General features: G+C 74.2%; 23 protein-coding genes. 13 read left to right on the top strand and 10 right to left on the bottom strand.

Features of this window, described 5'->3' with window-relative positions; translation table 11 throughout:
* Position 1 precedes the first annotated feature (1 nt).
* The 11 genes from ACH4F6_RS16750 to ACH4F6_RS16700 are packed head-to-tail and all read left to right on the top strand — an operon-like array spanning position 2 to position 11,619.
* Entirely contained in the window at positions 2-1,282 is a 1,281-nt protein-coding gene (locus ACH4F6_RS16750; protein WP_397960893.1) for a glycosyltransferase, read from the top strand.
* Positions 1,279-2,514 (top strand): class I SAM-dependent methyltransferase, encoded by a 1,236-nt coding sequence (locus ACH4F6_RS16745; protein ID WP_397960892.1) that lies wholly within the window; start codon positions 1,279-1,281, stop codon positions 2,512-2,514. Before ACH4F6_RS16750 ends, ACH4F6_RS16745 begins: the two co-directional genes overlap by 4 nt.
* Positions 2,511-3,320 (top strand): glucose-1-phosphate cytidylyltransferase, encoded by an 810-nt coding sequence (locus tag ACH4F6_RS16740; RefSeq protein ID WP_397960891.1) that lies wholly within the window; start codon positions 2,511-2,513, stop codon positions 3,318-3,320. Before ACH4F6_RS16745 ends, ACH4F6_RS16740 begins: the two co-directional genes overlap by 4 nt.
* The gene (locus ACH4F6_RS16735) at positions 3,317-3,964 is read left to right on the top strand and encodes a PIG-L deacetylase family protein (RefSeq protein ID WP_397960890.1); all 648 of its coding nucleotides are present in this window, start codon (positions 3,317-3,319) and stop codon (positions 3,962-3,964) included. Before ACH4F6_RS16740 ends, ACH4F6_RS16735 begins: the two co-directional genes overlap by 4 nt.
* A 3-nt stretch (positions 3,965-3,967) precedes the next feature.
* Complete coding sequence (locus tag ACH4F6_RS16730; RefSeq protein ID WP_397960889.1) at positions 3,968-4,993, top strand: NAD-dependent epimerase/dehydratase family protein; 1,026 nt, start codon at positions 3,968-3,970, stop codon at positions 4,991-4,993.
* Complete coding sequence (locus ACH4F6_RS16725) at positions 4,981-6,264, top strand: DUF4910 domain-containing protein (RefSeq protein WP_397960888.1); 1,284 nt, start codon at positions 4,981-4,983, stop codon at positions 6,262-6,264. Before ACH4F6_RS16730 ends, ACH4F6_RS16725 begins: the two co-directional genes overlap by 13 nt.
* A gap of 5 nt (positions 6,265-6,269) precedes the next feature.
* Positions 6,270-7,580, top strand: a complete 1,311-nt coding sequence (locus tag ACH4F6_RS16720; RefSeq protein WP_397961131.1) for a hypothetical protein — start codon at positions 6,270-6,272, stop codon at positions 7,578-7,580.
* Complete coding sequence (locus ACH4F6_RS16715) at positions 7,577-8,524, top strand: glycosyltransferase family 2 protein (RefSeq protein WP_397960887.1); 948 nt, start codon at positions 7,577-7,579, stop codon at positions 8,522-8,524. Before ACH4F6_RS16720 ends, ACH4F6_RS16715 begins: the two co-directional genes overlap by 4 nt.
* A complete protein-coding gene (locus ACH4F6_RS16710; protein ID WP_397960886.1) occupies positions 8,521-9,738 on the top strand; it encodes a polysaccharide pyruvyl transferase family protein in 1,218 nt (405 codons plus the stop codon). Before ACH4F6_RS16715 ends, ACH4F6_RS16710 begins: the two co-directional genes overlap by 4 nt.
* The gene (locus ACH4F6_RS16705) at positions 9,735-10,286 is read left to right on the top strand and encodes a dTDP-4-dehydrorhamnose 3,5-epimerase family protein (RefSeq protein WP_397960885.1); all 552 of its coding nucleotides are present in this window, start codon (positions 9,735-9,737) and stop codon (positions 10,284-10,286) included. Before ACH4F6_RS16710 ends, ACH4F6_RS16705 begins: the two co-directional genes overlap by 4 nt.
* A gap of 7 nt (positions 10,287-10,293) precedes the next feature.
* Positions 10,294-11,619: a glutamate-1-semialdehyde 2,1-aminomutase gene (locus ACH4F6_RS16700; protein ID WP_397960884.1), complete on the top strand. Its 1,326-nt coding sequence runs from the start codon at positions 10,294-10,296 to the stop codon at positions 11,617-11,619.
* A 22-nt stretch (positions 11,620-11,641) separates the two neighbouring features.
* On the opposite strand, the gene ACH4F6_RS16695 is transcribed toward ACH4F6_RS16700, so the two are convergent.
* A complete protein-coding gene (locus tag ACH4F6_RS16695) occupies positions 11,642-12,310 on the bottom strand; it encodes a phosphatase PAP2 family protein (protein WP_397961130.1) in 669 nt (222 codons plus the stop codon).
* Positions 12,311-12,684: 374 nt separating this feature from the next.
* Here ACH4F6_RS16695 and ACH4F6_RS16690 point away from each other — a divergent pair, with 374 nt between their 5' ends.
* Complete coding sequence (locus tag ACH4F6_RS16690; RefSeq protein ID WP_397960883.1) at positions 12,685-13,764, top strand: hypothetical protein; 1,080 nt, start codon at positions 12,685-12,687, stop codon at positions 13,762-13,764.
* Between the two features lie 114 nt (positions 13,765-13,878).
* On the top strand, positions 13,879-14,451 hold the full coding sequence (locus ACH4F6_RS16685) for a DUF6328 family protein (protein WP_397960882.1): 573 nt from the start codon (positions 13,879-13,881) through the stop codon (positions 14,449-14,451).
* Between the two features lie 77 nt (positions 14,452-14,528).
* Here ACH4F6_RS16685 and ACH4F6_RS16680 read toward each other — a convergent pair whose 3' ends face one another.
* The 9 genes from ACH4F6_RS16680 to ACH4F6_RS16640 form a co-directional block, all read right to left on the bottom strand.
* A complete protein-coding gene (locus ACH4F6_RS16680; protein ID WP_397960881.1) occupies positions 14,529-15,791 on the bottom strand; it encodes a cation:proton antiporter in 1,263 nt (420 codons plus the stop codon).
* Between the two features lie 247 nt (positions 15,792-16,038).
* On the bottom strand, positions 16,039-16,650 hold the full coding sequence (locus ACH4F6_RS16675; RefSeq protein ID WP_397960880.1) for a flavodoxin family protein: 612 nt from the start codon (positions 16,648-16,650) through the stop codon (positions 16,039-16,041).
* Positions 16,651-16,720: 70 nt separating this feature from the next.
* Positions 16,721-17,317: an NADase-type glycan-binding domain-containing protein gene (locus tag ACH4F6_RS16670; RefSeq protein ID WP_397960879.1), complete on the bottom strand. Its 597-nt coding sequence runs from the start codon at positions 17,315-17,317 to the stop codon at positions 16,721-16,723.
* Between the two features lie 999 nt (positions 17,318-18,316).
* Positions 18,317-18,889, bottom strand: a complete 573-nt coding sequence (locus ACH4F6_RS16665; RefSeq protein WP_397960878.1) for a phage tail protein — start codon at positions 18,887-18,889, stop codon at positions 18,317-18,319.
* Positions 18,886-20,847, bottom strand: coding sequence for a putative baseplate assembly protein (locus ACH4F6_RS16660; protein WP_397960877.1), 1,962 nt, complete (start codon positions 20,845-20,847; stop codon positions 18,886-18,888). The genes ACH4F6_RS16665 and ACH4F6_RS16660 overlap by 4 nt, the downstream gene beginning before the upstream one ends.
* Positions 20,847-21,269 carry a GPW/gp25 family protein gene (locus tag ACH4F6_RS16655; RefSeq protein WP_397960876.1) on the bottom strand — a complete coding sequence of 141 codons (423 nt, stop codon included), beginning with the start codon at positions 21,267-21,269 and terminating at the stop codon, positions 20,847-20,849. Before ACH4F6_RS16655 ends, ACH4F6_RS16660 begins: the two co-directional genes overlap by 1 nt.
* Positions 21,269-21,586 (bottom strand): PAAR domain-containing protein, encoded by a 318-nt coding sequence (locus ACH4F6_RS16650; RefSeq protein WP_397960875.1) that lies wholly within the window; start codon positions 21,584-21,586, stop codon positions 21,269-21,271. The genes ACH4F6_RS16655 and ACH4F6_RS16650 overlap by 1 nt, the downstream gene beginning before the upstream one ends.
* Positions 21,587-21,609: 23 nt before the next feature.
* A complete protein-coding gene (locus ACH4F6_RS16645) occupies positions 21,610-23,433 on the bottom strand; it encodes a VgrG-related protein (RefSeq protein ID WP_397960873.1) in 1,824 nt (607 codons plus the stop codon).
* Positions 23,430-24,152, bottom strand: coding sequence for a LysM peptidoglycan-binding domain-containing protein (locus tag ACH4F6_RS16640; protein ID WP_397960872.1), 723 nt, complete (start codon positions 24,150-24,152; stop codon positions 23,430-23,432). Before ACH4F6_RS16640 ends, ACH4F6_RS16645 begins: the two co-directional genes overlap by 4 nt.
* Positions 24,153-24,191 lie beyond the last annotated feature (39 nt).

The following is a 24,191-nucleotide window of genomic DNA, read 5'->3' as shown; positions in this document are numbered from 1 at the left end:
CATGCACGTCCTCGTGGTGCACAACCGCTACTCCTCGGCGCAGCCGAGCGGGGAGAACAGGGTCGTCGACCAGGAGGTGGGGCTGCTGCGCGCGGCCGGCCACCGGGTCGAGGTGTTCGAGCGGCGCAGCGACGACATCGCCGCCCGGTCCCTGCTGGGCAAGGCCGCGGTGCCGCTGCTGGTGCCGTGGAACCCGGCGGTCCGCGCGGAGCTCGCCGCCCGGCTCCGCGCCGAGCGGCCGGACGTGGTGCACGTCCACAACGTCTTCCCGCTCCTGTCGCCCGCGGTACTGGCCGCCTGCGCCGACGCCGGGGTGCCCGCCGTCGCCACGCTGCACAACTACACCCAGGTCTGCCCGCCCGGCACGCTGCACCGGAACGGCCGGCTGTGCACCGAGTGCGTCGGGTCGGCGGCGTCGCTGCCCGCCGTCCGGCACGGCTGCTACCGCGACTCCCGGCTGGCGACGGTGCCGCTCGCGGTCAGCCTGTCGGTCAACCGGCGGCGGTGGTGGTCCGGCGTGGAGCGGTTCTTCTGCATCTCCGCGGCGCAGCGCGACGTCCTGGTGCGGTCCGGCATGCCGGCCGAGCGGCTGGCGGTGAAGCACAACTTCGTGCCCGACCCGGGCGCCTGCCGAGCGGGCGCCGGCGAGCACCTGCTCTTCCTCGGCCGGCTCGCGGAGGCCAAGGGCGTGCGGCTGCTCATGGCCGCGTGGGACGAGATCGCCGCGGACGGCGGTGCGGGCGTGCCGCTCGTGATCGCCGGCGCGGGACCGCTGGAGCACGAGGTGACCGCCTGGGCGGCGGGCCGGGACGACGTGCGGTACGTCGGCCTGTACGACGCGGCTCAGTGCCGGCAGGCCGTCGCGCGGTCGGTCGCCGTGGTGGCTCCCTCGATGGCCATGGAGACGTTCGGCCTGGTGGTCGCCGAGGCGATGGCGGCGGGGGTCCCGGCCGTCGCCGCCGGTCACGGCGCGTTCGTCGAGCTCGTCGAGGACGGGGTGACCGGGCTGCTGCACCGGCCGGGCGATCCCGCCTCGCTCGCGTCCTGCCTGCGCCGGATCACGGCCGGGCCGGACCTGGGCCGGGAGATGGGACGGGCGGCCCGGCGCCGTTACGAACAGGGCTTCAGCCCGGCCGTCGGGCTGGAGCGCCTGCTGGAGGGGTACCGCACCGCGATCGCGGGTCGGTCCGGCGGCGGGGACGGCCCGCCGCCCGTAGGGGAAACCAGCACTGGCTCGCGGCGGGGACACCCGCGCGAACAGGGGGATGGGGACAGTAGATGACACGATGCCGACTCTGCGGCTCGGAAGCGATGGCGAGCGTCGTCGATCTCGGGGCGACGCCGCCGTGTGAGAGCTTTCTCGCCGCGGACCAACTGGACCGGCCGGAGCCGGCGTACCCGCTGCACCTGCGGGTCTGCACCGACTGCTGGCTCGCGCAGATCCCTCCGCTGATCACGCCGGAGGACACGTTCAGCGAGTACGCGTACTTCTCCTCCTACTCGACGTCCTGGGTGGAGCACGCGCGCACGTTCGTCGACGGCGCCGCGACGCGGCTGGGTCTCGGCGCCGACGCCTTCGTGGTCGAGGTCGCGAGCAACGACGGGTACCTGCTGAAGCACGTGGTGGACCGCGGGATCCGCTGCCTGGGCGTCGAGCCCTCGGTGAACGTCGGCGCCGCGGCGCGGGACGCGGGCGTGCCCACGCTCACGGCGTTCCTGGACCCGGACACCGGCGCCGCCGTCCGCGCCGAGCACGGCCCGGCGGACCTGGTCGTGGCCAACAACGTGTACGCGCACATCCCCGACGTGGTCGGGTTCACCCGGGGGCTGCGCGCCCTGGTCGCCGACGACGGCTGGGTCTCGATCGAGGTGCAGCACCTGCTGACCCTGATCGAGGAGAACCAGTACGACACGATCTACCACGAGCACTTCCAGTACTACACGGTCGCGTCCGCGATCCGGGCGCTGGCCAGCGGCGGACTCGCGCTCGTGGACGTCGAGCTGCTGCCCACGCACGGCGGGTCCGTCCGGCTGTGGGCCCGGCCCGCCGAGGCGGCCGGCGAGCCGACGCAGCGGGTGGCCGACGTGCTGGCCCGGGAGAAGGCCGCCGGGCTGCAGGAGCTGTCCGGGTACGCCGAGTTCTCCGCCCGGGTGGCCAAGGTGCGCCGGGACCTGCTGAAGTTCCTCATCGAGGCGGCCGAGCGCGGCGAGACGGTCGTCGGCTACGGCGCCCCGGGCAAGGGCAACACCCTGCTGAACCACTGCGGCGTCCGGCCGGACCTGCTCCCGTACACGGTCGACCGCAACCCCTACAAGCACGGCAGGTTCACCCCCGGCACCCGCATCCCGGTCCTGCCGCCCGAGCGGATGGCCGCCGACCGGCCGGACTACGTCCTCGTCCTGCCGTGGAACCTGCGGGCCGAACTGGTCGAGCAGCTGTCCTTCGTGCACGAGTGGGGCGGCCGGCTGGTCTTCCCCATCCCGGAACTGAGCATTGTCGAGGTCACGCGATGAAGGTCGTCCTGTTCTGCGGCGGTTACGGGATGCGGATGCGCAACGGGTCCTCCGACGACGTGCCCAAGCCGATGGCGATGGTCGGCCCGCGACCGCTGATCTGGCACGTCATGCGCTACTACGCGCACTTCGGGCACACGGAGTTCATCCTGTGCCTCGGGTACGGGGCCCACCACATCAAGGACTTCTTCCTCACCTACGAGGAGACGACGTCCAACGACTTCGTGCTGCGCGGCGGGCGGACCGAGCTGCTGTCCACCGACATCTCGGACTGGACGATCACGTTCGCGCAGACCGGCATCGAGTCGCCGATCGGGGAGCGGCTGCGCCGGGTGCGGCACCACCTGGACGGCGACGAGATGTTCCTCGCCAACTACGCCGACGTGCTCACCGACGCCCCGCTGCCGGAGATGATCGACCGGTTCGCCCGGCGCGACGCCGGTGCGTCGATGATGGTGGTGCCGCCGCAGTCCTCGTTCCACTGCGTGGACCTGGGCGAGGACGGCCTGGTCGGGGGCATCACCCCGGTGAGCGAACTGCCGCTGTGGGAGAACGGCGGCTACTTCGTGCTCCGCCAGGAGGTCTTCGACCACATCCCGGAGGGCGGGGACCTGGTCGCCGACGGATGCGCCCGGCTGGCCAAGCAGGGCCGGCTGGTGGCGCACCGGCACCGCGGCTTCTGGAAGCCGACCGACACCGTCAAGGAGCGGGCCGCGCTCGACGCCGCCTACGCCCGGGGCGACCGCCCGTGGGCCGTGTGGGAACGGGACGGCGCGGAGGCCGGCGCCGCGGTGAGGACCGCGTGATCCGGCTCGGCGCCGGGCGCCTGGACCGGATCGTCGCGGTGGGCGCGCACTGCGACGACATCGCCATCGGCGCCGGCGGCACGCTGCTGACGCTGTGCCTCGCGCGGCCGGGTCTGCGCGTCGACGCGCTGGTGCTCTCCGGCGGCGGCGGCGAGCGGGAGCAGGAGGAGCAGGCCGCGCTCGCCGCCTTCTGCCCGGGCGCCGACCTGCGGCTGACCGTGCACAAGCTGCCGGACGGCCGGCTGCCCGTGCACTGGGACGAGGCCAAGGCCGCGGTCGAGGAACTGCGCGGGCGGACCGACCCGGACCTGGTCCTGGCCCCGCGCACCGACGACGCGCACCAGGACCACCGCGGCCTGGCGAAGCTGGTGCCCACCGCGTTCCGCGACCACCTCGTGCTCGGCTACGAGATCGTCAAGTGGGACGGCGATCTCGGCCGCATGGCGGCGTACCAGCCGCTGTCACCGGAGATCGCCGAGCGGAAGGTGCGGCTGCTGCAGGAGCACTACCCCTCGCAGCGGCACCGGCCCTGGTACGACCGGGAGGCCTTCCTCGGTCTCGCACGGATCCGCGGCATCGAATGCCACACGCGCTACGCCGAGGCGTTCGCCGTCACCAAACTCACTCTGAACCTGGGGGATTGACCTGTGCGCGTACTGCTGACCGGACACCAGGGCTACCTGGGCACCGTGATGGCCCCGGTGCTCGCGGCCGCCGGGCACGAGGTCGTCGGCCTCGACTCCGGCCTGTTCGCCGACTGCGTGCTGGGCCCGGCGCCCGCGGACCCGCCGGGGCACCGGGTGGACCTGCGCGACGTCACGGCCGAGCACGTGGCCGGGGTGGACGCCGTGATCCACCTGGCCGCGCTCTCCAACGACCCGCTGGGATCGCTGGCGCCGGAGCTCACCTACGACATCAACCACCACGCGTCCGTGCGCCTGGCCCGGCTGGCCCGCGACGCCGGGGTGCGGCGCTTCCTGTACGCGTCGACCTGCTCGGTCTACGGCGCCGCCGGCGGCGACGACCTGGTGACCGAGGACGCCCCGCTGCGCCCGGTGACGCCGTACGCGGAGTCCAAGGTGCGGGTGGAGGACGACCTGCACGCGCTGGCCGACGGCGACTTCACCCCGGTCTGCATGCGCAACGCCACCGCCTTCGGCTTCTCGCCCCGGCTGCGCGCCGACATCGTGCTGAACAACCTCGTGGGCCACGCGCTGCTGACCGGCGAGGTCCTGGTGCTCTCCGACGGCACCCCCTGGCGCCCGCTGGTGCACGCCGCCGACATCGCCCGCGCCTTCACGGCCGCGCTGACCGCGCCGCGGGACGCGGTGCACGACCGGGCGTTCAACATCGGCAGCGAGACCAACAACGTCACGGTCGCCGAGATCGCCGGGCAGGTCGCCGAGGCGGTGTCCGGCTCCAAGGTGGTGATCACCGGGGAGACCGGCGCCGACCCGCGGTCGTACCGGGTGGACTTCTCCCGGTTCCGCGCCGCGATCCCCGGCTTCGACTGCGCGTGGACGGTGCAGCGGGGCGCGCTCGAACTCGCCGACGCCTACCGCGCGCACGGGCTGACCCAGGAGGACTTCGAGCGGCGCTTCACCCGCCTCGCCGTGCTGCGCGCGGCGTCCGGGGCCGGCGCCGTCGACGACACCCTGCGGTGGCGCCGGTGACCGAGGTCGGGGAGGAGATGTACGCGCTGGTGGAGCGGCTGTACCCGCTGTGCCGGAGCATCACCGGCGACGGCGTGCGCGCCACCCTGGACATCGTCGGCGAGTACGTCCCGCTCCAGGTGCACGAGGTGCCGACCGGGACCCAGGTGCTCGACTGGACGGTGCCGCAGGAGTGGAACATCCGGGACGCGTACATCGCCGACTCCACCGGCAAGAGGGTCGTCGACTTCGCCGCGTCCAGCCTGCACGTGCTCGGCTACAGCGTGCCGGTGTCGGCGACCATGCCGCTGGCCGAGCTGCGCGGACACCTGCACACCCTGCCGGAGCACCCGTCCTGGGTGCCGTACCGCACCAGCTACTACCGGCCGGAATGGGGGTTCTGCCTGGCCCAGGAGACCCTGGACGCGCTGCCGGACGGCGAGTACGAGGTGCGTATCGACTCCACCCTCGCCGACGGCCACCTCACCTACGCCGAGCACGTGGTCCCCGGGCAGGTCGCCGACGAGGTGATCGTCTCCTGTCACGTCTGCCACCCGTCGCTGGCCAACGACAACCTGGCCGGCATCGCGGTGGCGGTCTTCCTGGCGCGGGCGCTGGCGGAGCAGAGTCCCCACTACACCTACCGGTTCGTCTTCGCCCCCGGCACCATCGGGGCGATCACCTGGCTGGCCCGCAACAGGGAGCGGGTGGAACGGGTCAAGCACGGGCTGGTGCTGGCCTGCGCCGGCGACCCGGGCCGGCTGACGTACAAGCGGAGCAGGCGCGGCGACGCGGAGATCGACCGGGTGATGGCGCACGTCCTTCGCGTCTCCGAACGCCCGCACCGGGTCAAGGAGTTCACCCCGTACGGCTACGACGAGCGGCAGTACTGCTCGCCCGGGTTCGACCTCGGCGTGGGCTCGCTCAGCCGGACCCCGTACGCCGGTTACCCCGAGTACCACACCTCGGCGGACGACCTGGACCTCGTCTCCCCCGAGGCGATGGCGGACACGCTCGCCGTCTGCCGCGAGGCCTTCTCCGTGCTGGACCGCAACCGGCGGTACGTCAACCTCAGCCCCTACGGCGAACCGCAGCTGGGCCGGCGCGGGCTGTACGACGCGCTCGGCGGCCGCAGCGACACCCAGCAGGCCCAGATGGCCATGCTCTGGGTGCTCAGCCTCTCCGACGGCGAGCACGGTCTGCTGGACGTCGCCGAACGCTCCGGGCTGCCGTTCGACACCGTCGCCGCCGCGGCCGGCGCCCTGCACGGCGCCGGGCTGGTCAAGGCATGACGCCGATGACCGGGGAGGGGGAGAGGACGACGGCACCGGCGGCCCCGGGCACGGACGCCCGGCGGTCCGCCCGGCGGGCCGTCGTCGGCCGGCTGTCCTGGGGGCTGGCCGACCAGGCGGCCTCCAGCATGACCAACTTCGCGGTGGGCGTCTACGTGGCCCGCTCGCTGGGGGTGACCGCGTTCGGCGTGTTCAGCCTCGCCTGGGTGACCTACGGCGTGGTGCTCAACGTCTCCCGCGGGCTGGCCACCGACCCGCTCGTGGTGCGCTTCAGCGGAGCGCCGGACGCGTCCTGGCGCGGGGCGGTGGCCCGGTCGTCGGGCACCGCGCTCGGCGCCGGCGCCGCCCTCGGCGCGGCGTCCTTGGTGACCGGGCTCGCTCTCGGCGGCCGCGTGGGGTCCGCGTTCGCCTGCCTCGGCGTCGTCCTGCCGGGGCTGCTGCTGCAGGACGCGTGGCGGTTCGCGTTCTTCGCCGCCGGCACCGGGCGGAAGGCGTTCGTCAACGACCTCGTGTGGGGCGTCGCGCTCGTCCCGGCCATGGTGGTGGCGGCCCGCGTGGGCAGCGTGGCCGCCTTCGTGCTCGCCTGGGGCGGGTCCGCCGCGGTGGCCGCGGTGTACGGCTGCGTCCAGTCCGGGATCCGGCCCCGGCCGGCCGGTGCGCGCGAGTGGCTCCGCACGCACCGCGATCTCGGCTACCGGTACCTGGTCGAGAACGTCAGCAACAGCGGCGCGAGCCAGCTGCGGGCGTACGGGCTCGGCGCGATCGTCGGGGTCGGCGCGGTGGGCGTGATCCGGGGCGCCGAGCTGCTGCTCGGCCCGTTCCTCGCGCTGCTGATGGGGCTTTCGCTGGTCACCGTCGCGGAGGCGGCGCGGGTGGTGCGGCGGGCCCCGCAGCGGCTCGGCGGGTTCTGCCTCCTGCTCGGCGGCGGGCAGGCCGCCGCCGCGCTGCTCTGGGGCGGGGCCCTGCTGCTGGTGCCGGACCGGCTCGGCGAGCTCGTGCTCGGCGGCGTCTGGAGCTCTGCCGCGGAGCTCGTCGTGCCGGTCACGCTCGGCGTCGCGGGCGCGGGACTCGGCACCGGCGCGGCGGCCGGGCTGCGCGCGCTCGGCGCGGCCCGGCGCAGCCTGCGCAGCCAGCTGTTCGCCTCCGCCTGTTACGTCACCGGCGGGCTCGGCGGCGCGGCCGTGGCCGGCACGGCCGGCTCGGCCTGGGGCGTCGCCGCCGCGACCGTCGGCAGCTCGGCCGTGTGGTGGCTGCACCTGCGGTCCGCCCTGCGCGAGCACCACCAGAACACCATCCGCGAAGTGAGGACGTCATGACCGCCCATCCCCGGCTGAGCATCGGCCTGCCCGTGTACAACGGCGAGGAGTACCTGGCCGAGTCGCTCGACGCCCTGCTCGGCCAGACCTACGAGGACTTCGAGCTGGTCGTCTCCGACAACGCCTCGACGGACGGGACCCAGGACATCTGCCGCACGTACGCGGCCCGGGACTCCCGCATCCGGTACATCCGGCTGCCCCGGAACATCGGCGCCGCGCCGAACCACAACCACGTGTTCACCCAGTGCCGCGGCGAGCTGTTCAAGTGGGCCTCGCACGACGACCTGTACGCCCGGGACCTGCTGCGGCGCTGCGTTCAGGCGCTGGACGAGCGGCCCGACGTGATCCTCGCGCACGCCGACCAGGCGGTCATCGACGAGGACGGGAAGGTGAAGGTGCCGTACGCGTACACGCTCGCCACCGCCTCGCCGCACGCGCCGGAGCGCTTCCGCAGCATGCTGTTCGAGCCCGGCGGCGACGACTTCTACGGGGTGATGCGGGCCGACGTGCTGCGCCGGGTGAAGCCGCACGACAGCTACCACCACGCGGACCGCACGTTCGTCGCCGAGATCGGCCTGCACGGGCCCTTCCACCAGGTGCCGGAGCTGCTGTACTTCCGCCGCGACCACCCCACCCGCGCCGAGCGGGCGAACCCGTCCAAGCGCTCCCGGTGCGTCAACCTCGACCCGCGCCGGGCCGGCCTGCTGCACCCGACGCCCCGGCTGCTCGCCGAGTACGTCTGGGGCTTCGTCTCGGCGATCCGGCGGGCGCCGTTGTCCTCGGCCGACCGGCGCGCGTGCTACCGCCACCTGGCCGCGTGGATGACCAGCCGGGCCCGGCCGGGCGCCGGCGAGCGGGTCGAGGACCGCGCACCGGTCGACCCGGCCGAGCTCACCGTCTCCGTCGACGCCCTCGTCGCCGGCCGTGAGGGGAGGCGGCCGTGACCGCTGCCCGCGTCGGGGTGTTCGGCCTGCTCGGCTCCGGCAACCTCGGCAACGACGGGTCGCTCGAGGCCGTCCTCGGCTACCTCCGCACCGCGCACCCGGAGGCGGTCGTGGACGCGCTGTGCGGCGGGCCCGAGGTCGTCACGGCCCGGTACGGGATCCCCGCGACGCGGCTGCACTGGTACCGCGGGGAGTACCGGACCGCGTCGCGGGCGGGCGCGATCGCGGGGAAGGGGCTGGGCAAACTCGTCGACGTCTTCCGCACCGCCGCCTGGGTGCGCCGGCACGACGTGGTGATCGTGCCGGGCATGGGCGTCCTGGAGGCCACGCTGCCGCTGCGGCCGTGGGGCTTCCCGTACGCGCTGTTCCTGCTCTGCGCGAGCGGCAGGCTGCTCGGCACCAAGGTGGCGCTGGTCGGCGTCGGCGCCGCCGCGATCGGCAGCCGGCCGACCCGGACCCTGGTGCGCTGGTCGGCGCGGCTGGCCGCCCACCGGTCGTACCGGGACGACCTGTCCCGCGACGCGATGCGGGCGATGGGCGTGGACACCGCGCGCGACGAGGTCCACCCGGACCTCGCGTTCGCCCTGCCGGCGCCGCCGGCGGGCGCGCCCCCGGGCCCGCCCGGCCTGGTCTGCGTCGGCGTCATGGACTTCCACGGCGGCGACGACGACCGCGCCCGGGCCGAGGAGATCCACCGCCGCTACCTCGACGGGACGACCCGGTTCGTCCGCGCGCTGGTCGACGACGGCAGGCCGGTCCGGCTGCTCACCGGCGACGCCTGCGACGCGCCGGTGGCCGACGCGATCCTCGACGCGGTGGACTCGCCGCTGGTCACCGCCGCCGAGGCGGCCTCGCTGGCCGACCTGATGAAGGAGACGGCGGCCGCCGACACCGTGGTGGCGACCCGGTACCACAACCTGGTCTGCGCGCTGAAGGCCGGCACGCCCACGCTCGCGCTCAGCTACGCCGCGAAGAGCGACGCGCTCATGGCGCGGATGGGGCTGGCCGCGTACTGCCACCCGGCGCGCGAGGTCGACGCCGACCGGTTGCTGGAGCAGTTCCGGGCGCTGGAGGAGCGGTCCGCCGGGCTGCGGCGGACCCTGACCGAGCGCAACCGCGTCACCACCGAGCAACTCGACCGCCAGTTCACCGCGTTGACGGCGGCCCTGTTCCCGGCGACCGACCGCACCCACGCCGTACGGGAGACACCTTGAAGGCGACCGAAGTCCCGGCGATCGCCGGCGCGTACCTGTTCGAGCCGACGCCGTACGCCGACGAGCGCGGCTTCTTCTGCCGCACCTTCGACGCCGAGGTCGTGCGCTCCGTGGGCCTCGACCCGGACGCCTTCGTCCAGGACAGCCTGTCCCGCTCGGTCCGGGGCGTGCTGCGCGGGCTGCACCTGCGCTCCGGCGCCGGCGAGGCCAAGCTGGTGCGGTGCTCGTACGGGAGGATCTTCGACGTCGTCGTGGACCTGCGGCCGGACTCGCCGACGTACCTGGGCCTGGCCTCCTTCGAGCTGTCCGGCGAGACGCAGGCGACCCTGTACGTCCCGGCGGGGTGCGCGCACGGCTTCCAGGCGCTGACCGGGACCGCCGACACCTCGTACCGGATCGACCGCCCGCACGACCCGGCCGAGGACGTGACGATTCGCTACGACGACCCGGAGCTCGCCGTCCCCTGGCCGCTGCCGGTCACCTCGATGTCCCGGCGGGACCGGGAGGCGCCGAGCCTCGCCGAGGTCCTGAAGCACCTGGAGAAGTGAGGCCGCAGTGACCACCGAAGAGTTCGAACTGCCCCGCTCGCGGGAGGCGAACGAGCGGCTGCACGCCCTGGTCCCCGGGGGCGCGCACACCTACGCCAAGGGCGACGACCAGTACCCCGAGGGCCTGGCCCCCGTCATCAGCCACGGCCGCGGCGCCCACGTCTGGGACGTCGACGGCAACCGCTACGTCGAGTACGGCTCCGGCCTGCGGTCGGTCAGCCTCGGCCACGCCCACCCGCGCGTGGTCGAGGCGGTGCGGCGGGAACTCGACCGCGGCAGCAACTTCGTCCGGCCGTCCGTCGTGGAGGTCGAGGCCGCGGAACGCTTCCTGGCCACGGTGCCGACCGCCGAGATGGTGAAGTTCGCGAAGAACGGCTCCGACGCCACCACCGCCGCGGTGCGCCTCGCCCGCGCCGCCACCGGGCGCCCGCGGGTGGCCCTCTGCGCCGACCACCCGTTCTTCTCCGTCGACGACTGGTTCATCGGCACCACGCCGATGTCCGCCGGCATCCCGGCGGAGACCACCGAGCTCACCGTGGCGTTCCCCTACGGCGACCTGGCCGCCGCGGAGGAGCTGCTCACCCGGTACGAGGGCGAGGTCGCCTGTCTGATCCTCGAGCCCGCCACCCACACCGAGCCGCCGCCCGGGTACCTCAAGGGACTCCGCGAGCTGGCCGACCGGCACGGCTGCGTGCTCGTCTTCGACGAGATGATCACCGGCTTCCGCTGGTCCGAGGCGGGCGCCCAGGGCCTGTACGGAGTCGTCCCCGACCTCTCCACGTTCGGCAAGGCGCTGGGCAACGGGTTCGCCGTCTCCGCGCTGGCCGGGCGCCGCGACCTGATGGAGCGGGGCGGGCTGCGTCACTCCGGCGACCGGGTGTTCCTGCTGTCCACCACGCACGGTGCGGAGACGCACGCGCTGGCCGCCGCGATGGCCGTGCAGGCCACCTACACCGAGGAGGGCGTCACCGCGCGGCTGCACGCCCTCGGCGGGAAGCTGGCCGCCGGTGTCCGCGACGCCGCGGCCGCGATGGGCGTCGGCGACCACGTCGTCGTCCGGGGCCGGGCCAGCAACCTGGTCTTCGCCACCCTCGACGGGAACGGGCAGCCGTCGCAGGAGTACCGCACCCTGTTCCTGCGCCGGCTCCTCGCGGGCGGGGTGCTGGCCCCGTCGTTCGTGGTGAGCAGCGCGCTCGACGACGCCGACATCGATCACACCGTCGACGTGGTGGCCCAGGCGTGCGCGGTGTACCGGAAGGCACTGGACGCCGGCGACCCCACCCCCTGGCTGGGCGGGCGACCGGTGAAGCCCGTGTTCCGCCGCCTGGCGTGACGAGACGTCATATGACGTGACGTCAGCGGCGCGCCCGCCGACCGGCGTCGGCCGTCCGGGCGGTCGTCCGGGCGGCCAGCCGGCCGGCCGTCCGGTCGACCAGCCACGCGGTCGCCGGCACCACCGCCAGCGCGGTGCACCAGCCGCCGAGGGCGTCGGTCGGGTAGTGCGCGCCCAGGGCGACCTGCGCCCAGCCCATGGCGGCGCCGGCGACCAGCGCCGCGGCGAGCACGAGTGACGTGCCGGCCGCCCTGCCGAGGCCGAGCCGGCCGGTGACGAGCAGCGCCACCACGAGGGCGAGCGCGGTGAGGAAGGCGGTGTGCCCGCTCGGGTACGACAGGTTGCCGGCGCCGTGGATGGTGCGTCCCACCAGGGACTTGAGCAGCGTCGCCGTCACCACGGCGAGGCCGGTGCCGGCGACGGCGAACACCGCCGCGCGAGGACGCCGCAGCAGCAGGCAGCCCGCCACGGTGGCCAGGACCAGCGCCGCCGCTCCCGCGGGCTCCCCCAGGAAGTCCGTGGCCAGGGCGACGTTCCGCCACGGCGGCCCCGCCCCGTCCACCGCCGCCAGGATCCGCGCGTCCACCCTGCCGGGCCCGCCGTCGCCGGCGTACCGGACCCCGAGCACGACGACCACCAGCGCGGCGAGGCCGGCGATCGGCCCGAGCCGTCCGCGCAGCGCCGGCGGCATCACCACGGCCCCCGTCCGGCCGGTCACACGGCCACCGCGTCCGGTCCGACGCCGGTCGGCGTGGCCTTCGGCTTCCGCCGGTGCCAACTCCCCGTCACCGAGCCCCCCGTCGTAGCCCCTCGCCACCCTAACCAACAACGCGGTCACGGCGCACCGCCGCCGGAAAGTCCGCGGACCCGGCGGTCGTCGTCTCCGAGGGGCGGGCCGCACGCGTTCCGGCGACGCCGGACGTCAGGCGGAACAGGCGGTACCTCTTGTGGTGATCAGAACGCGCGGGGAGTACGGAGACAGGACGGGGGTACACCGAGGCGGCCATGGACCGTGACACGGGCAGGCACCTGACCCGTGACCCTGCCTGATCCGAAGGGACACCGATGCACAGACGAACCTCCCGCGCCCGCCTGCTGCTGACGCTCGCGGCCCTGCTGGGATTGTCGCTCGGCACCGCGCCCGCGGCGCAGGCCGCACCGACGGACGAGGGCACCGCGCTGCCGATCGCGTACCACTGCGATCTCGCAGTGGATCCGCTCCACGAGCGGGTGTTCGTCTCCGACTACGTCACAGGCAGTGTCCTGGTGGCCGACTACCAGGGCCGCCTGCTCCGCACGATCGAGAACCTGCCGGGAGTGTGCGACCTGGAGTTGTCCGCCGACTCCCGCACGCTCTACGCGCCGCTCGCCCTCGACGACGCCATCAGCGTCATCGACACCGGTACCGCCCGGCAGCGAGCCCGCCACGCCACCGGCGTCGGCACCGCACCGTTCCACGTGGCGCTGAGCGGCCGAACGCTGTTCTTCGGCTACGGAGAACAGTGGGAGGCGAGCATCGGTTCGCTCGCCCTCGGCACCTCCACCCCGAAGGTGCGTCTGGGGCTCGTCCCCGAGGGCGACTTCAGCGGTGCGCCGCTCCTGGCGACCTCCCCCGCGGCACCGGGAACTCTCGTCGCCGGAGACCAGAACACCTCTCCCGGGCAGCTCTCGGTGTACGACGTCTCCGGGGAGAACCCCGTCCTCCGGGCGACGGTGCGCGGGCCCGGCGGCAGTTCCAACTTCAGCGACCTGGCCATCGCTCCGGACGGCAGGACACTGCTGACCGCGTCCGGGGCGCCCTACCACCACCCCTCGTTCCGGCTCCCGGACCTGGCCGAGGAGCACACGTACGCGAGCACGTCGTATCCCGACGCCGTCGCGGTCTCCTCGCGCGGCGACGTCGCAGCCGGGGTGAACAGCATCGAACCCGACCCGGACGTGTACCTGTACCGGGCCGGGGCCGACTCCCCCTACCGCACGGTCTCCCTCGCTCCCGCCACCGGGTTCGACGCCGGCCACCTGCGGCCCCGTGGCCTCGCGTGGACACCGGACGGAACCCGCCTGTTCGCGATCAGCGGGCACAACGACGAGGAGAACCTGAGGCTCGTGGTCATCCCGTCGGCGCACCGGCCGACGGCCGGCTGACACTCCGTGGCGGCCGGGCGGCGCCGTTGCGACGGCGCCGCCCGCGCGTGTCACACGACCTGCATGGAAGCCGCCGAGCCGGGCAAACGGTCCGCCTGGGACTTGGAGGATGCCATGACGACGACGGAGCCGCCGGCCGCAAAGACGGGGGAGGACGCCGCCTGCTGCGGACACGCCCACGGGCACGGCCCGGGATCCGGCGCCGAAGCACCGGAGACACCGCGTGAACGGGTCAACCGCCGCTGGAACGAGATACTCCAGGAGACCCGGGTCACCCAGACGGGCGTGCAGATCCTCTTCGGGTTCCTGCTCAGCGTCGCCTTCACCCCCACGTTCAGGCAGCTGGAGACGCTGGACCGCGGCATCTACGTCACCACCGTGGTGCTCGGCGCGGCAGCCACCGCATCACTCATAGCGCCGGTCTCCATCCACCGCTTCCTGTCCGGGCAGCGCATGAAGGACGAGGTCGTGGAGGCCGCCGGCCGGCTGATGATGTGCGGCATGGTCCTCCTCGCCCTGACCATCGGCTGCACGCTCCTGCTGATCCTCCGGTTCGTGGTCCCCGGCGTCCTCGCCGAAGTGCTCGTCGGCACGGTCATGCTGTGGTTCGGCCTGTGCTGGTACGCGCTGCCGCTGCGCCTGCGCCGCCGCGCCGACCGCCGCTCCCGCACCGCCCGCGACGCGTAGCACGGCCCGGAACCCCCTCCTCCGCCCGGCCCCTCCCCATGATCGCGCCCGGTGGGCCGGCCCCGCCGGCGTCGGCCCTACGGGCGTGGGGGCGTGGTCCCGCGCAGCCGGTCCAGGCGCGCCACGACCGGCCCGGCCGTGACACCGTGCAGGACGACGGAGGCGAGCACGGTGAACGTCACCACCGCCCACAGCTCCCGCGCCGGTACCGGGAAGCTGTGCTGCCCGAGGGCGTAGGCGAGGTAGTAGAGCGAGCCGATGCCCCGGATGCCGTAGGCCGCGGCCACCCAGCGCTCGCTGCGCCGCATGCGTGAGCCGAGCAGCCCGATCCCCCCGGACAGCGGCCGGATCACGAACAACAGCACCAGCCCGGCGACGAGCCCCCGCCACGTCAGCGGGGCCAGACCGCCCAGGGCGACGAAGGCGCCGAGCAGGAACAGCAGCACGGCGGTGAACAGACGCTCGACTTGTTCCACGAAGTCGTGCAGGACGTTGTGGAAGCCGTGAGCGCGTTCCGCCGCCCGGATCGAACAGGCCGTGACGAACACGGCGAAGAAGCCGTAGCCGTGGAGCAGCTCGGTCACGCCGTAGGCCAGGAAGGTGGCGCCCAGGGCGACGAATCCCTCCCGGTGTTCGGACAACCGCAGCACCGGGGAGCGGACCTGGAAGAACAGCCAGCCCAGCAGCCGGCCGACCAGCCAGCCGCTCAGCAGACCGATCGCGCACTTGAGGGCGACGTCCTTCAGCACCCACCCGCCGATCCACTCCGTCGACCAGTCGCCGCCGGCGGCGGCCACCAGCGCGACCGCCGCGTAGGTCAGGGGGAACGCCAGACCGTCGTTCAGACCCGCCTCGCTGGTCAGGGCGAACCGCACCTCGTCCTCGTCGTGCTCGTCCTCGGTCGGCTCCCCCACCCGCACCTCCGAGGCGAGCACCGGATCGGTGGGCGCCAGGACCGCGGCCAGCAGCAGTGCGGCGGCGGGCGGCCAGTCCAGCAGCCACCAGGCCGTGAGGGCGGTGAACACGACGGTCAGCGGCATCGTGACGCCCAGGAGCCGCCACGTCGCCGCCCACCGACGCCACCCGACGGGCCGGTTGAGGGCGAGGCCGGCGCCCATGAGGGCGGTGATCACGCAGATCTCCGTGAGGTGCTCCGTCATCAGCCGGTCGTCCACCGGGTCGATCTCCGGCAGCGGCAACGGCAGCAGGTACACGCCGATACCGCCCACCAGGAAGACGAGGGGCAGCGACAACGGCCGGCCCGCCACCACCCGCGGCAGCACCGCCGCGAGCAGCGCGCCCACCCCCAGCCATGCGAACACGGCATCGCCGATCGTCACCGCGCCGTTCCCTCCCTCTGTTCCGCCCGTCGATCGCCCCGACCGCGTCGGCCGGTTCACGTGACTGCCTCGGGGTTTCCCGCCGGCCGGGCTCAAAACGGAGGCGCTGCTCCGTTCTGGCCGCCGCCGTTCGGGGCGCGCCCGACAGCAGGGTGGTCCGCGCGGCGCGTGCCACCGTTCTCCCCGGCCTCGGCGGGTGCTCGTCCGCCGTCTGCGCCCCGCGCCTCCCGGGCCGGCGGGGCGGTGGTCACTCGGGCGGAGCGCCCAGGGGGGTCGCGGCCAGGGCGCGTGCGGTGCCGTACAGGTTGGCGGCCATCGCGCGGCCCGTCTTGTGGGCCCAGTCGTGACCGCTCCGGTCGTCGAGGTAGTCCGGGCCCGGGCCGGGACCCAGGTGCCAGTAGGTCCAGGACTGGCCGGGGACGGTGTAGCCGATGTCGCACAGGGCGCCGTTGATCTCGCTGATCACGTGGTGCGCGCCGTCCTCGTTGCCGGTGACGACGACTCCCGCGACGCGGTTGTAGGCGACGGGACGGCCGTCGTCGTCCGTTTCGGACGGCATGGCGTCCATGCGTTCCAGGACCCGCTGGGCCACCGAGGACGGCCGTCCGAGCCAGGTCGGGGAGGCGATGACGAGGATCTGCGCCTGCAGCAGCCTGGCGTGCACGGCGGGCCAGTCGTCGCCGGCGGTGACGGCTTCGCTCACCACGCCGGGGTGGATGTCGAGATCGACGGCTCGGACGTACTCCACCTCGACGCCGCCGTTCTCCGCCAGCCAGTCGCCGACCACCTGGGCCAGTGCGGCGGTGTTGGACGGTTCGGGGGACTTCTTGAGCGTGCAGTTGATCACCAGTGCCTTCATGACACAGCCATACCTCGTCGCGGGCGCACGCCCCCGTCCCGCACCCGTCCAGGCGAAGGCGGCGCCGGGTTCAGCTCCGTTGGAAGAACTCCACCTCCGCCAGGGCCAGATGACGTCCCTGGGACAGGTCGACGGGTGAGCGCAGTGACAGGCGCACCGTCTTCACGTCGCTGATCCCGGTCTGGATCGTCTGCGGTCCCGGCTTGTCGCTGAGGGTGAGCTCCTTGTCGTGCCGTGTGCCGTCCGCCGTCGTCACCTCCAGGTCCACCTGGAGGGCGCGGGCCTGGCGGGCGTACGCCTCCGGAGACGTGGACGCGCCGTTGGTGATGATCAGGTCGACGAGGCGGAACGGCTTGCGGAAGGTGTACGTCACCGAGGCGCCCGGCCCGGGGGCGCCCCAGTACTTGTTGTTCAGCCCGTCCGTGGTGTTCGTCGCGGGGTGCCCGGGGAGCGCGCCGCTCGCCTCGATGCCCACCGGGGTCACGGGCGTGGCCTTGCCCAGTTTGTCCCGGGTGTCCTCGAACAGGGCGCGTCCGGCGGGGAGCAGGAAGAGCCCGGCGGCGCACAGCGCGACCACGACGGCGAGGATCACGACGAGCCGCAGGCCCCGCCCCGAACTCGCCCGCACCCGACGCCGGAACGGCCACACCGTCCGCCACCACGGCAACGGCGCGGCCTTCTCCGCCGGCCTCAGCTCCGCGGCGCACCGCCGGCAGAACCTCCGCTCCGGCCGATTGGGCGTCCCGCACACGGGGCAGGGCCGCCCGGTGCCCTCGTCCTGCGCGGCCGCGGGCCGTACGACGGGACGGGGGGCGACGGCCTTCGCGGGGAGGACGGGGAGGATCGGGTCGGGGCCGGGGTCGGGACCGGGGGGTGGGGTGGGGCTGGTCGGGGGGCGGGGAGCGGTGGACGGGGGGCGGGGAGCGGTGGGCGGGCGCGGAGAGTTCGAAGGCTCCGGCCGAGCGGGGGCGCTGCTGGGGCCCTCACCGGTGGGGGGAGTCGCACCGGAGCCGGTGCCGGTGCCGGAGCGCGAGTCCGCGGCGTCCGTGCCCGGGGCATCCGGGGCCGGGGCGGTCGGTGCCGAGGTGCCCGCGGCCGGGGCGTCCGGAGCCGCAGGAGCCGGTGCCGAGGCAGCCGCATCCGGGGCGTCCGTGGTGCTCGTCCCCCTCGCGTCACCACGCCCGCGGCCCGTCAGCCGGGACCGCAGCGACGACCCGAGGCCGCGCGCGGCCGACGCGGCCCCCTCCCCCGAGGCGGCCCCCTCCCCCGAGGCGGCCGCCGCAGGCGTCGACGACGGCGCCGCGGAAGCCGTCGGCGGAGTGCCGGCCGGGGACGCCGTCGGGGGCTCCGGGACAGCCGGAGGATCCGTGGGCGCCGGGACCGCCGCACGGTCCGCGTCCGGCTGCGGCGCCGGGACCGCCGCACGGTCCGCGTCCGACTGCGGCGCCGGGACGGCCGGGGAGTCCGGGGCCGCCGTGGACCCCGTCGCCGCCGAGGTGACCGCGGGCGGGTCCGCGGGCGCCCGCGTGCTCGCCGACGTGTCCGTGGAGGCCGGCGTACCCGGGCTCGTCGGCGAGTCCGACCAGCCCAGATACGTGCCGCAGTTGCCGCAGAAGTCGTCCGCGGGGTCGTTGGAGGCCCCGCATGCGGGACATGCTCGCATGCGTCAGTTCCCTTCCTCGGTGGGCGGGCCGGGGAGGACCTCCACCCGGAACGCGACGTGCACCGGGCACATGGCCCGGACGATCTCGTGGACCCTGTCCACGTCCACCGGTCCGGACCCCGGCCCGCGGTCCGGAAGGACGCGGATCAGGAGCTCGGCGGCGGGCTCCGGCGGCAGGTCGGAGCCCGCGGTGTCCGACCACGCCGCCCCGCCGTCGCCGCTCACCTCGGCGTGCACGCCCAGCGCGAGACGCAGGGCCCCGACCAGCCCCCGCTTCGTGCCCCGCCACCGGTGCAGCTCCACCGCGCGGACGACCGCCTCCCGGCGCAGCTCCACGGGCCACTGCGGATCGTCCACGGCACCCACCCACGACGCCAGCCACCGAAGGAAGTCGACCGGTGTCACCCGGGGGTCGAGGTAGGCGGGCAGGTTGTCGAGCGTCGAGAACACCGGCGCGAGAACGGTGTCGAGCCCGGCGGTGAACCGCTGCGCGAAGTCGTCGTCGGCGTACAGCGCGGGCAGTTGCTCCCCGATCGGGTACCTGCTCGGCAGCCCGGGCACCGCGGCGCGGCTCATCCCCGTCCCTCCGCCCCGACCCCCGTCACGACCACCTGGTGCTGGTACGAGAAGACCAGCGCGCCCGGACCCACGTCGATGCGGTCCGTCGGGGCGCCGCGGCGGCCGGTGACCGGGTCGGCCGGGAACAGGCGGATCTCCTCGACCAGCGCGTTGCCGGTGGCGCGTTGCAGGACACCGAAGATCTCGCCGTACTGGACCGGTCGCCCGAACGGCCACCCGGTGCCGTCCGGGCCGCCGACCAGCGGGTTGAGGTGGCGGAACAGGGCGGCCAGCGCCGCCTCGCGGACCTTGTCCGTGTCGCCGGGGGCCGACGAGAGGCGGGCCACCACGGTGACGCCCTGGTAGACCGGCGGCTCCACCAGCAGGCGCGTGCCGATCAGACGCCGTTCGTCGAGGCTCGCGGTGATCGCCGAGAGCACCTGGTCGGAGGGGAGCAGCTGCTCGAAGCGCAGCCGGTCGTCGCCCTCGTCGGCCACCGCGTCCGGCACCACCAGGACCCGTACCGCGCCCGGCGCGTCCGCGGCCGGCAGACAACGGACCCGGCGCACCGAGGGCGCGGCCTGGCGGCTGATGATCTCGTAGTCCTCGGCGGTCACCGCGCGGTCCTGCATCCGCAGCGCCTCCGGCGCGCGCCGCCGGGCGTTCTCGACGGTCTCCCCCGCGACCCCGCCGCGCGCCGCCTCCCGGTTGGTGACCTGGGCGATGTACGGAACGGAGCTGAGCAGCACGGAGATCGCGCCGCGGGCGACGTTGCCCGCGGGGCCGCCGCCGGTGCGGTAGCGGGCGACCCGGATCCGGGCGCCCTTGGGCGGCACGGCGCCGCACTGCCGCAGCGTGCCGTCCGGTTCGCGCAGCGCCGGGGGGAAAGCGAACTCGCCGGTGGTGGCGTCCACCCGGACGTGCCGGTCGGCGGGTCCGGAGCGGCCGAAGTGCTCGACCACCTCCCAGCGCTGCCACCCCTCGTCGGAGGACACCTCCACCACGGGCGGCTCGGCGTCGAGCAGGACCGGCGGACGGCCGAGTCCGAAGGTCTGCCCGGCGACCCCCTCCGAGGTGCCGAGCGGGACGTCGGTCACCGTCTCGGCGTGCTCGACGGACATGGTGCCGCCGACGGTGAACACCGACGCCTCGCGCACCGTCGGGGACTCCGAGTAGAACGGCTGGCCCGGCTCCGCCTCGGTGACCCGGCAGCGCAGCCAGCCGGCCCGGGTGCCGCCGATCACGGACGCGGTGTGCCCGGCCGGCACGTACACGGTGACCTCGCCGGGCCGGTTGAGGCCGCCGGTGGTGTCGTCGCCGGTCTCGCACGGCTGCCAGCCGCCGCCGTCCCACGCCTCCCACACCAGCGGGGGCTGGCGCGGGTCCACGCCGATGCCCTCGACGCGGCTGTCCAGCCGTACGGCGACGATGCAGCGCGGCACCGCCGTGGGCAGCCCGAACAGCAGCGCGTCGCCGGGTTCCGGCGTGGCCTGGAAGCAGGGGATGTCGAGGCCGTCGGCGAGCATGCCGGTGCGGTCGCTCTGCTCGCCGGTCCGGGGCGCGGTCACCAGGCGGGTCAGCTCGCTGGGCAGGATGCGCAGTTCGTCCGTGGTCGTGAACACCACGGCCTCGTCGCTCTCGCCGCCCGCGGTGGTCACCTCGGTGCCCGGCGGCAGCACGACGGTGTCGGGCTGCGGCGCCGAGAGCCAGAAGTCGACGTCGGCGCCGGCCGCGGTCGGCGGGAACAGACGGATGCCCAACAGGTCCAGGAACGCGGTGTAGTTCTTGTCCGGGACCCGGTTCAGCCGGTACAGCAGCTGGTCCACCAGGTAGGCGAACGTCTCGATCAGGGTGACGCCCGGGTCGGAGACGTTGTGGTCGGTCCACTCCGGGGCGCGCTGCTGCACGTAGCGCTTCGCCTCGTCGACGAGTTGCTGGAACCGCCGGTCGTCCAGGTTCGGGGAGGGCAGCGCCATCAGTCCGCGCCTGCTTCCTCGGCCCCCTCCTCGGAGGGGATCGTGTAGAAGGGAAAGACCAGGTTGCGCCGGTCGTTGGTGGAACGCAGGGTGTAGTGCACGTCGATGTAGAGGGTGCCGTCCTCGACCGCGTCGAAGGCGACGACCACGTCGTCGACCGAGATCCGCGGCTCCCACCGCTCCAGCGCCTCGCGCACCTGCTGCGCGATACGGCCGGCGGTGGCGCCGTCGCCGGGGGCGAAGACGTGGTCGTGGATGCCGCAGCCGAACTCGGGGCGCATGGGGCGTTCACCGGGCGCGGTGCCGAGCACCAGGCGGATCGCCTCCTCGATCTCCCGCTCCCGTTCGACCAGGGCGATGCCGCCCGTCGGCCCGACGCGCAGCGGGAACGCCCAGCCGCGGCCGATGAACCGCTCGCTCATCACACGCCCCCGATCAGGACGTTCGGGGCTCCGGTGACGATCATCGCGCCGCACGCCGTCCGGTCGCGGGCCCGCGCGGCCGGCAGCCCGCCGATGAGGACCTGTCCCGAGGCGAGCCCGGCCGGGTTGGGCATGATCACGTTGGCCGGCCCCAGGGCCAGGTGCGGCGGCATCGCACACGTGTGCAGACTGCCGACGACGGCGGCGGGCCGGCCGCCGATCAGCACGGTCGCCACCGCCCTGGCGGCGGCGGGCGGCGGGGTGGCGATCACCCCGCCGTGGTCGGTGGGGTCGCCGGTACGGGCTGCGGCGGGCATGGGGAACTCCTCTCGGAAGGTGGTCAGTTGATGCGGATGAGCTTGGCCTTGAGGACGCCGAGCAGACCGCCGTCGACGGTGACGCCGGTGGCGCCGGTGACGTCCACCGTGCGGCCGCCGATCTTCACCCCGACCCTGCCGTTGATGGCCACGTTGGCGCCCGACACGTTCACGTCGCCCCGTCCCGCGTCCAGGGTGATGCCCTGCTTGTCGAGCACGACGGAGCTGAGCACCTGCCGGCTCCTGCCCGCGTACACCGTCATCTCGATCCGGTCCCGCCGGTTGTCGAGGAAGACTTCGAGGCGCTCGTCGGCGGACATCATCCGCACCCCGGAGCGCCCCGGTGCCCGCGCGTCCAGCAGCTCCACCCGGTGCCCCGAACGCGACACGATGGAACGGCGGTTGACCCTTCCCGTCGTCTTGTCGATCAGCGGGACGTCGTGCGGCGAGGGCTTGTCCACGCCGTTGTAGAGCCCTCCGATGACGTACGGGCTGTCCAGCAGGCCCTGTTCGAAGCCGACCAGCACCTCGTCGTTGACCTCGGGGCTCACCACCCCGCCGCCGCCCTTGCCGCCCCACTGCACCGTGCGCACCCAGTCGGTGACGTACGTGTCGTCCAGCCAGGGGAACTTGAGCCTCACGGCGCCGCGCTCGGAGCCGGCCGGCTCGCGCACGTCCGTCACCACGCCGATCGCCAGGCCCGGCATGCGCGGGCCCCGGGAGGGCGCGTTGGCGCCGGTGACCAGGCCGGTCAGGGAGCGGTCCGGGCTGGCGCTCACCCACACCGTCGTACGGTATCCGCCGTGCGGTTCGAGGACGTGCTGCACCGCCGTGGCCGTGTACTTGCCGGAGAAGGCCCGCCCGACGTTGCCGAGCGCGACGGGCTTGCCCGCCCGCAGCATGGGGTTGCCCTCGGCCAGCACCTCCAGCTCGCCGAAGCCCGCGCCGACCTGGGCGGCCACCGCGTCCGCGACCGCCTTCGTCTCGGCCTGGGTGCGGTACGGGGTGTCGGTGACGGTCAGCTTCGACGACTTGCCGAACCGGGCGGCGAACGCCGGGCTCAGCCCCGGCACCACCGTGTCGCTCTCGACCGACGGCTGCCGGGCCACCAGCGGCCGCTTGGTGGTGACGTCCCAGCCGCGCACCTCCACCTGCTGCGCCCCGTCCGCCGCCGACAAGGAGGCCCGCAGCGCCAGCAGATTGCGCCCGTACTCCAGCACCATCGGGTTCCGGGCGGCCGACGTGGACGGCGCGGGCGCCCCGGACGCCTTCTGGGGCTTGGTGAACTGGAGCAGCCCCTTGTCGTCGACGCGCACCTGCGCGCCGCTCTCGGCGGCCAGGAACTGGAGGAAGTCCCAGTCGGACACGTTCGCCTGGGACAGCTGCTTGTACGTGACCGGCGCGGCCTCCACGGTGCCGCAGGCCAGGCCCGCCCCCGCGGCCACCTTGCGGACGATGGCCGCCGCCGTCATGTTCCGGTACGCCACCACCTTGCGGCCGCGCTGAAGGCGGTGCGCCTTGGAGAAGGCGCGCACCACCGTGAACGAGCCGGTGCGGTCCCGGTCCGCCTCCAGGGCCGTCACCTCGCCGTCGAACAGCCGCTCGCGCGCCTGCCCGGTCACCGTGACCACCGAGACCCTGAGCGGGGTGCCGATGGTGATGCCGGTCTTCGTCAGGAACTCGTGATCGGGGTCGCGGAAGGTGAGCACCGCCGCGTCCGGCAGGCCCACGTTCTCGTCGACCACGCAGCTCACCAACTGGGCGGCCCAGACGGGCGGAAGCTCCCCGGGCGTCTCCACGATGGGGTCCGCCGTGAACGACCGGCCGTCCCTTGCCCCGCCTGTCACTGCTCCTCCTCAGCGCCCGCGTCGCTCACGGCCGGCAGCACCAGTTCGGTGCCGGGTGCGAGCGCCATCGGGTCGTCGATGTCGTTGGCCTCCGCGATGACCCGCCAGGCCGTCGCGTCGCCGTACTCCCGCCACGCCAGCAGCGCCAGGCTGTCGCCCGCGACGACGACGTGCGTACTGCGCCCGGTGCGCGAGCCGGACGTCGGGTTCTGCCCCGCCGGACCGACGCTCGCCTCCTCGATCGACAGCCGGCAGGTCGCCCGCAGCGGCCTGCCGTCCACGTCGAACAGCGTGTACGTCACGGACAGGCTGGACAGCACCCCGTCGAACGACGTCGTCCGCGCGCTGCCCCACTCGAACCGCACCCACGGGCTCGCCGGCTTCTTGCGCCCCAGGCTCGCCTTCGTCGGCACGCAGGCCTTCATCAGCTTCTCCACCGCCTGCTCCACGGAGTTGTCGTGGGTGGCGGTGGCGTCCAGGAACACCTCGAGACTCAGCACGCGCGGGCCACTGCCGACGAACTCGGGCAGCGCCGACTCCTCCGCCATCCGCGACGGGGAGCGCCGCCACTCGGTGGTCTTGCTCAGCTCCAGGGTGGACGGGTTGAACTGGAGGTTCAGCCGCGCGAGCGTCCCGCCGGGCTTGGCGCCGACGGAGGCCGGGGGCTCCTTCAGCGTCAGCTGGGCCCTGGCCCGGCTGGAGCGGGACGCTGGGGACATGGCCGGGATTCCTTTCCGAGGGGCGTACGTGAACGGGGC

It is taken from the genome of Streptomyces sp. NPDC017936 (assembly GCF_044328485.1).
Classification (GTDB): domain Bacteria; phylum Actinomycetota; class Actinomycetes; order Streptomycetales; family Streptomycetaceae; genus Streptomyces.
The sequence above is the reverse complement of the archived record's forward strand: the minus strand, read 5'-3'. Positions and strand labels throughout refer to the sequence as shown.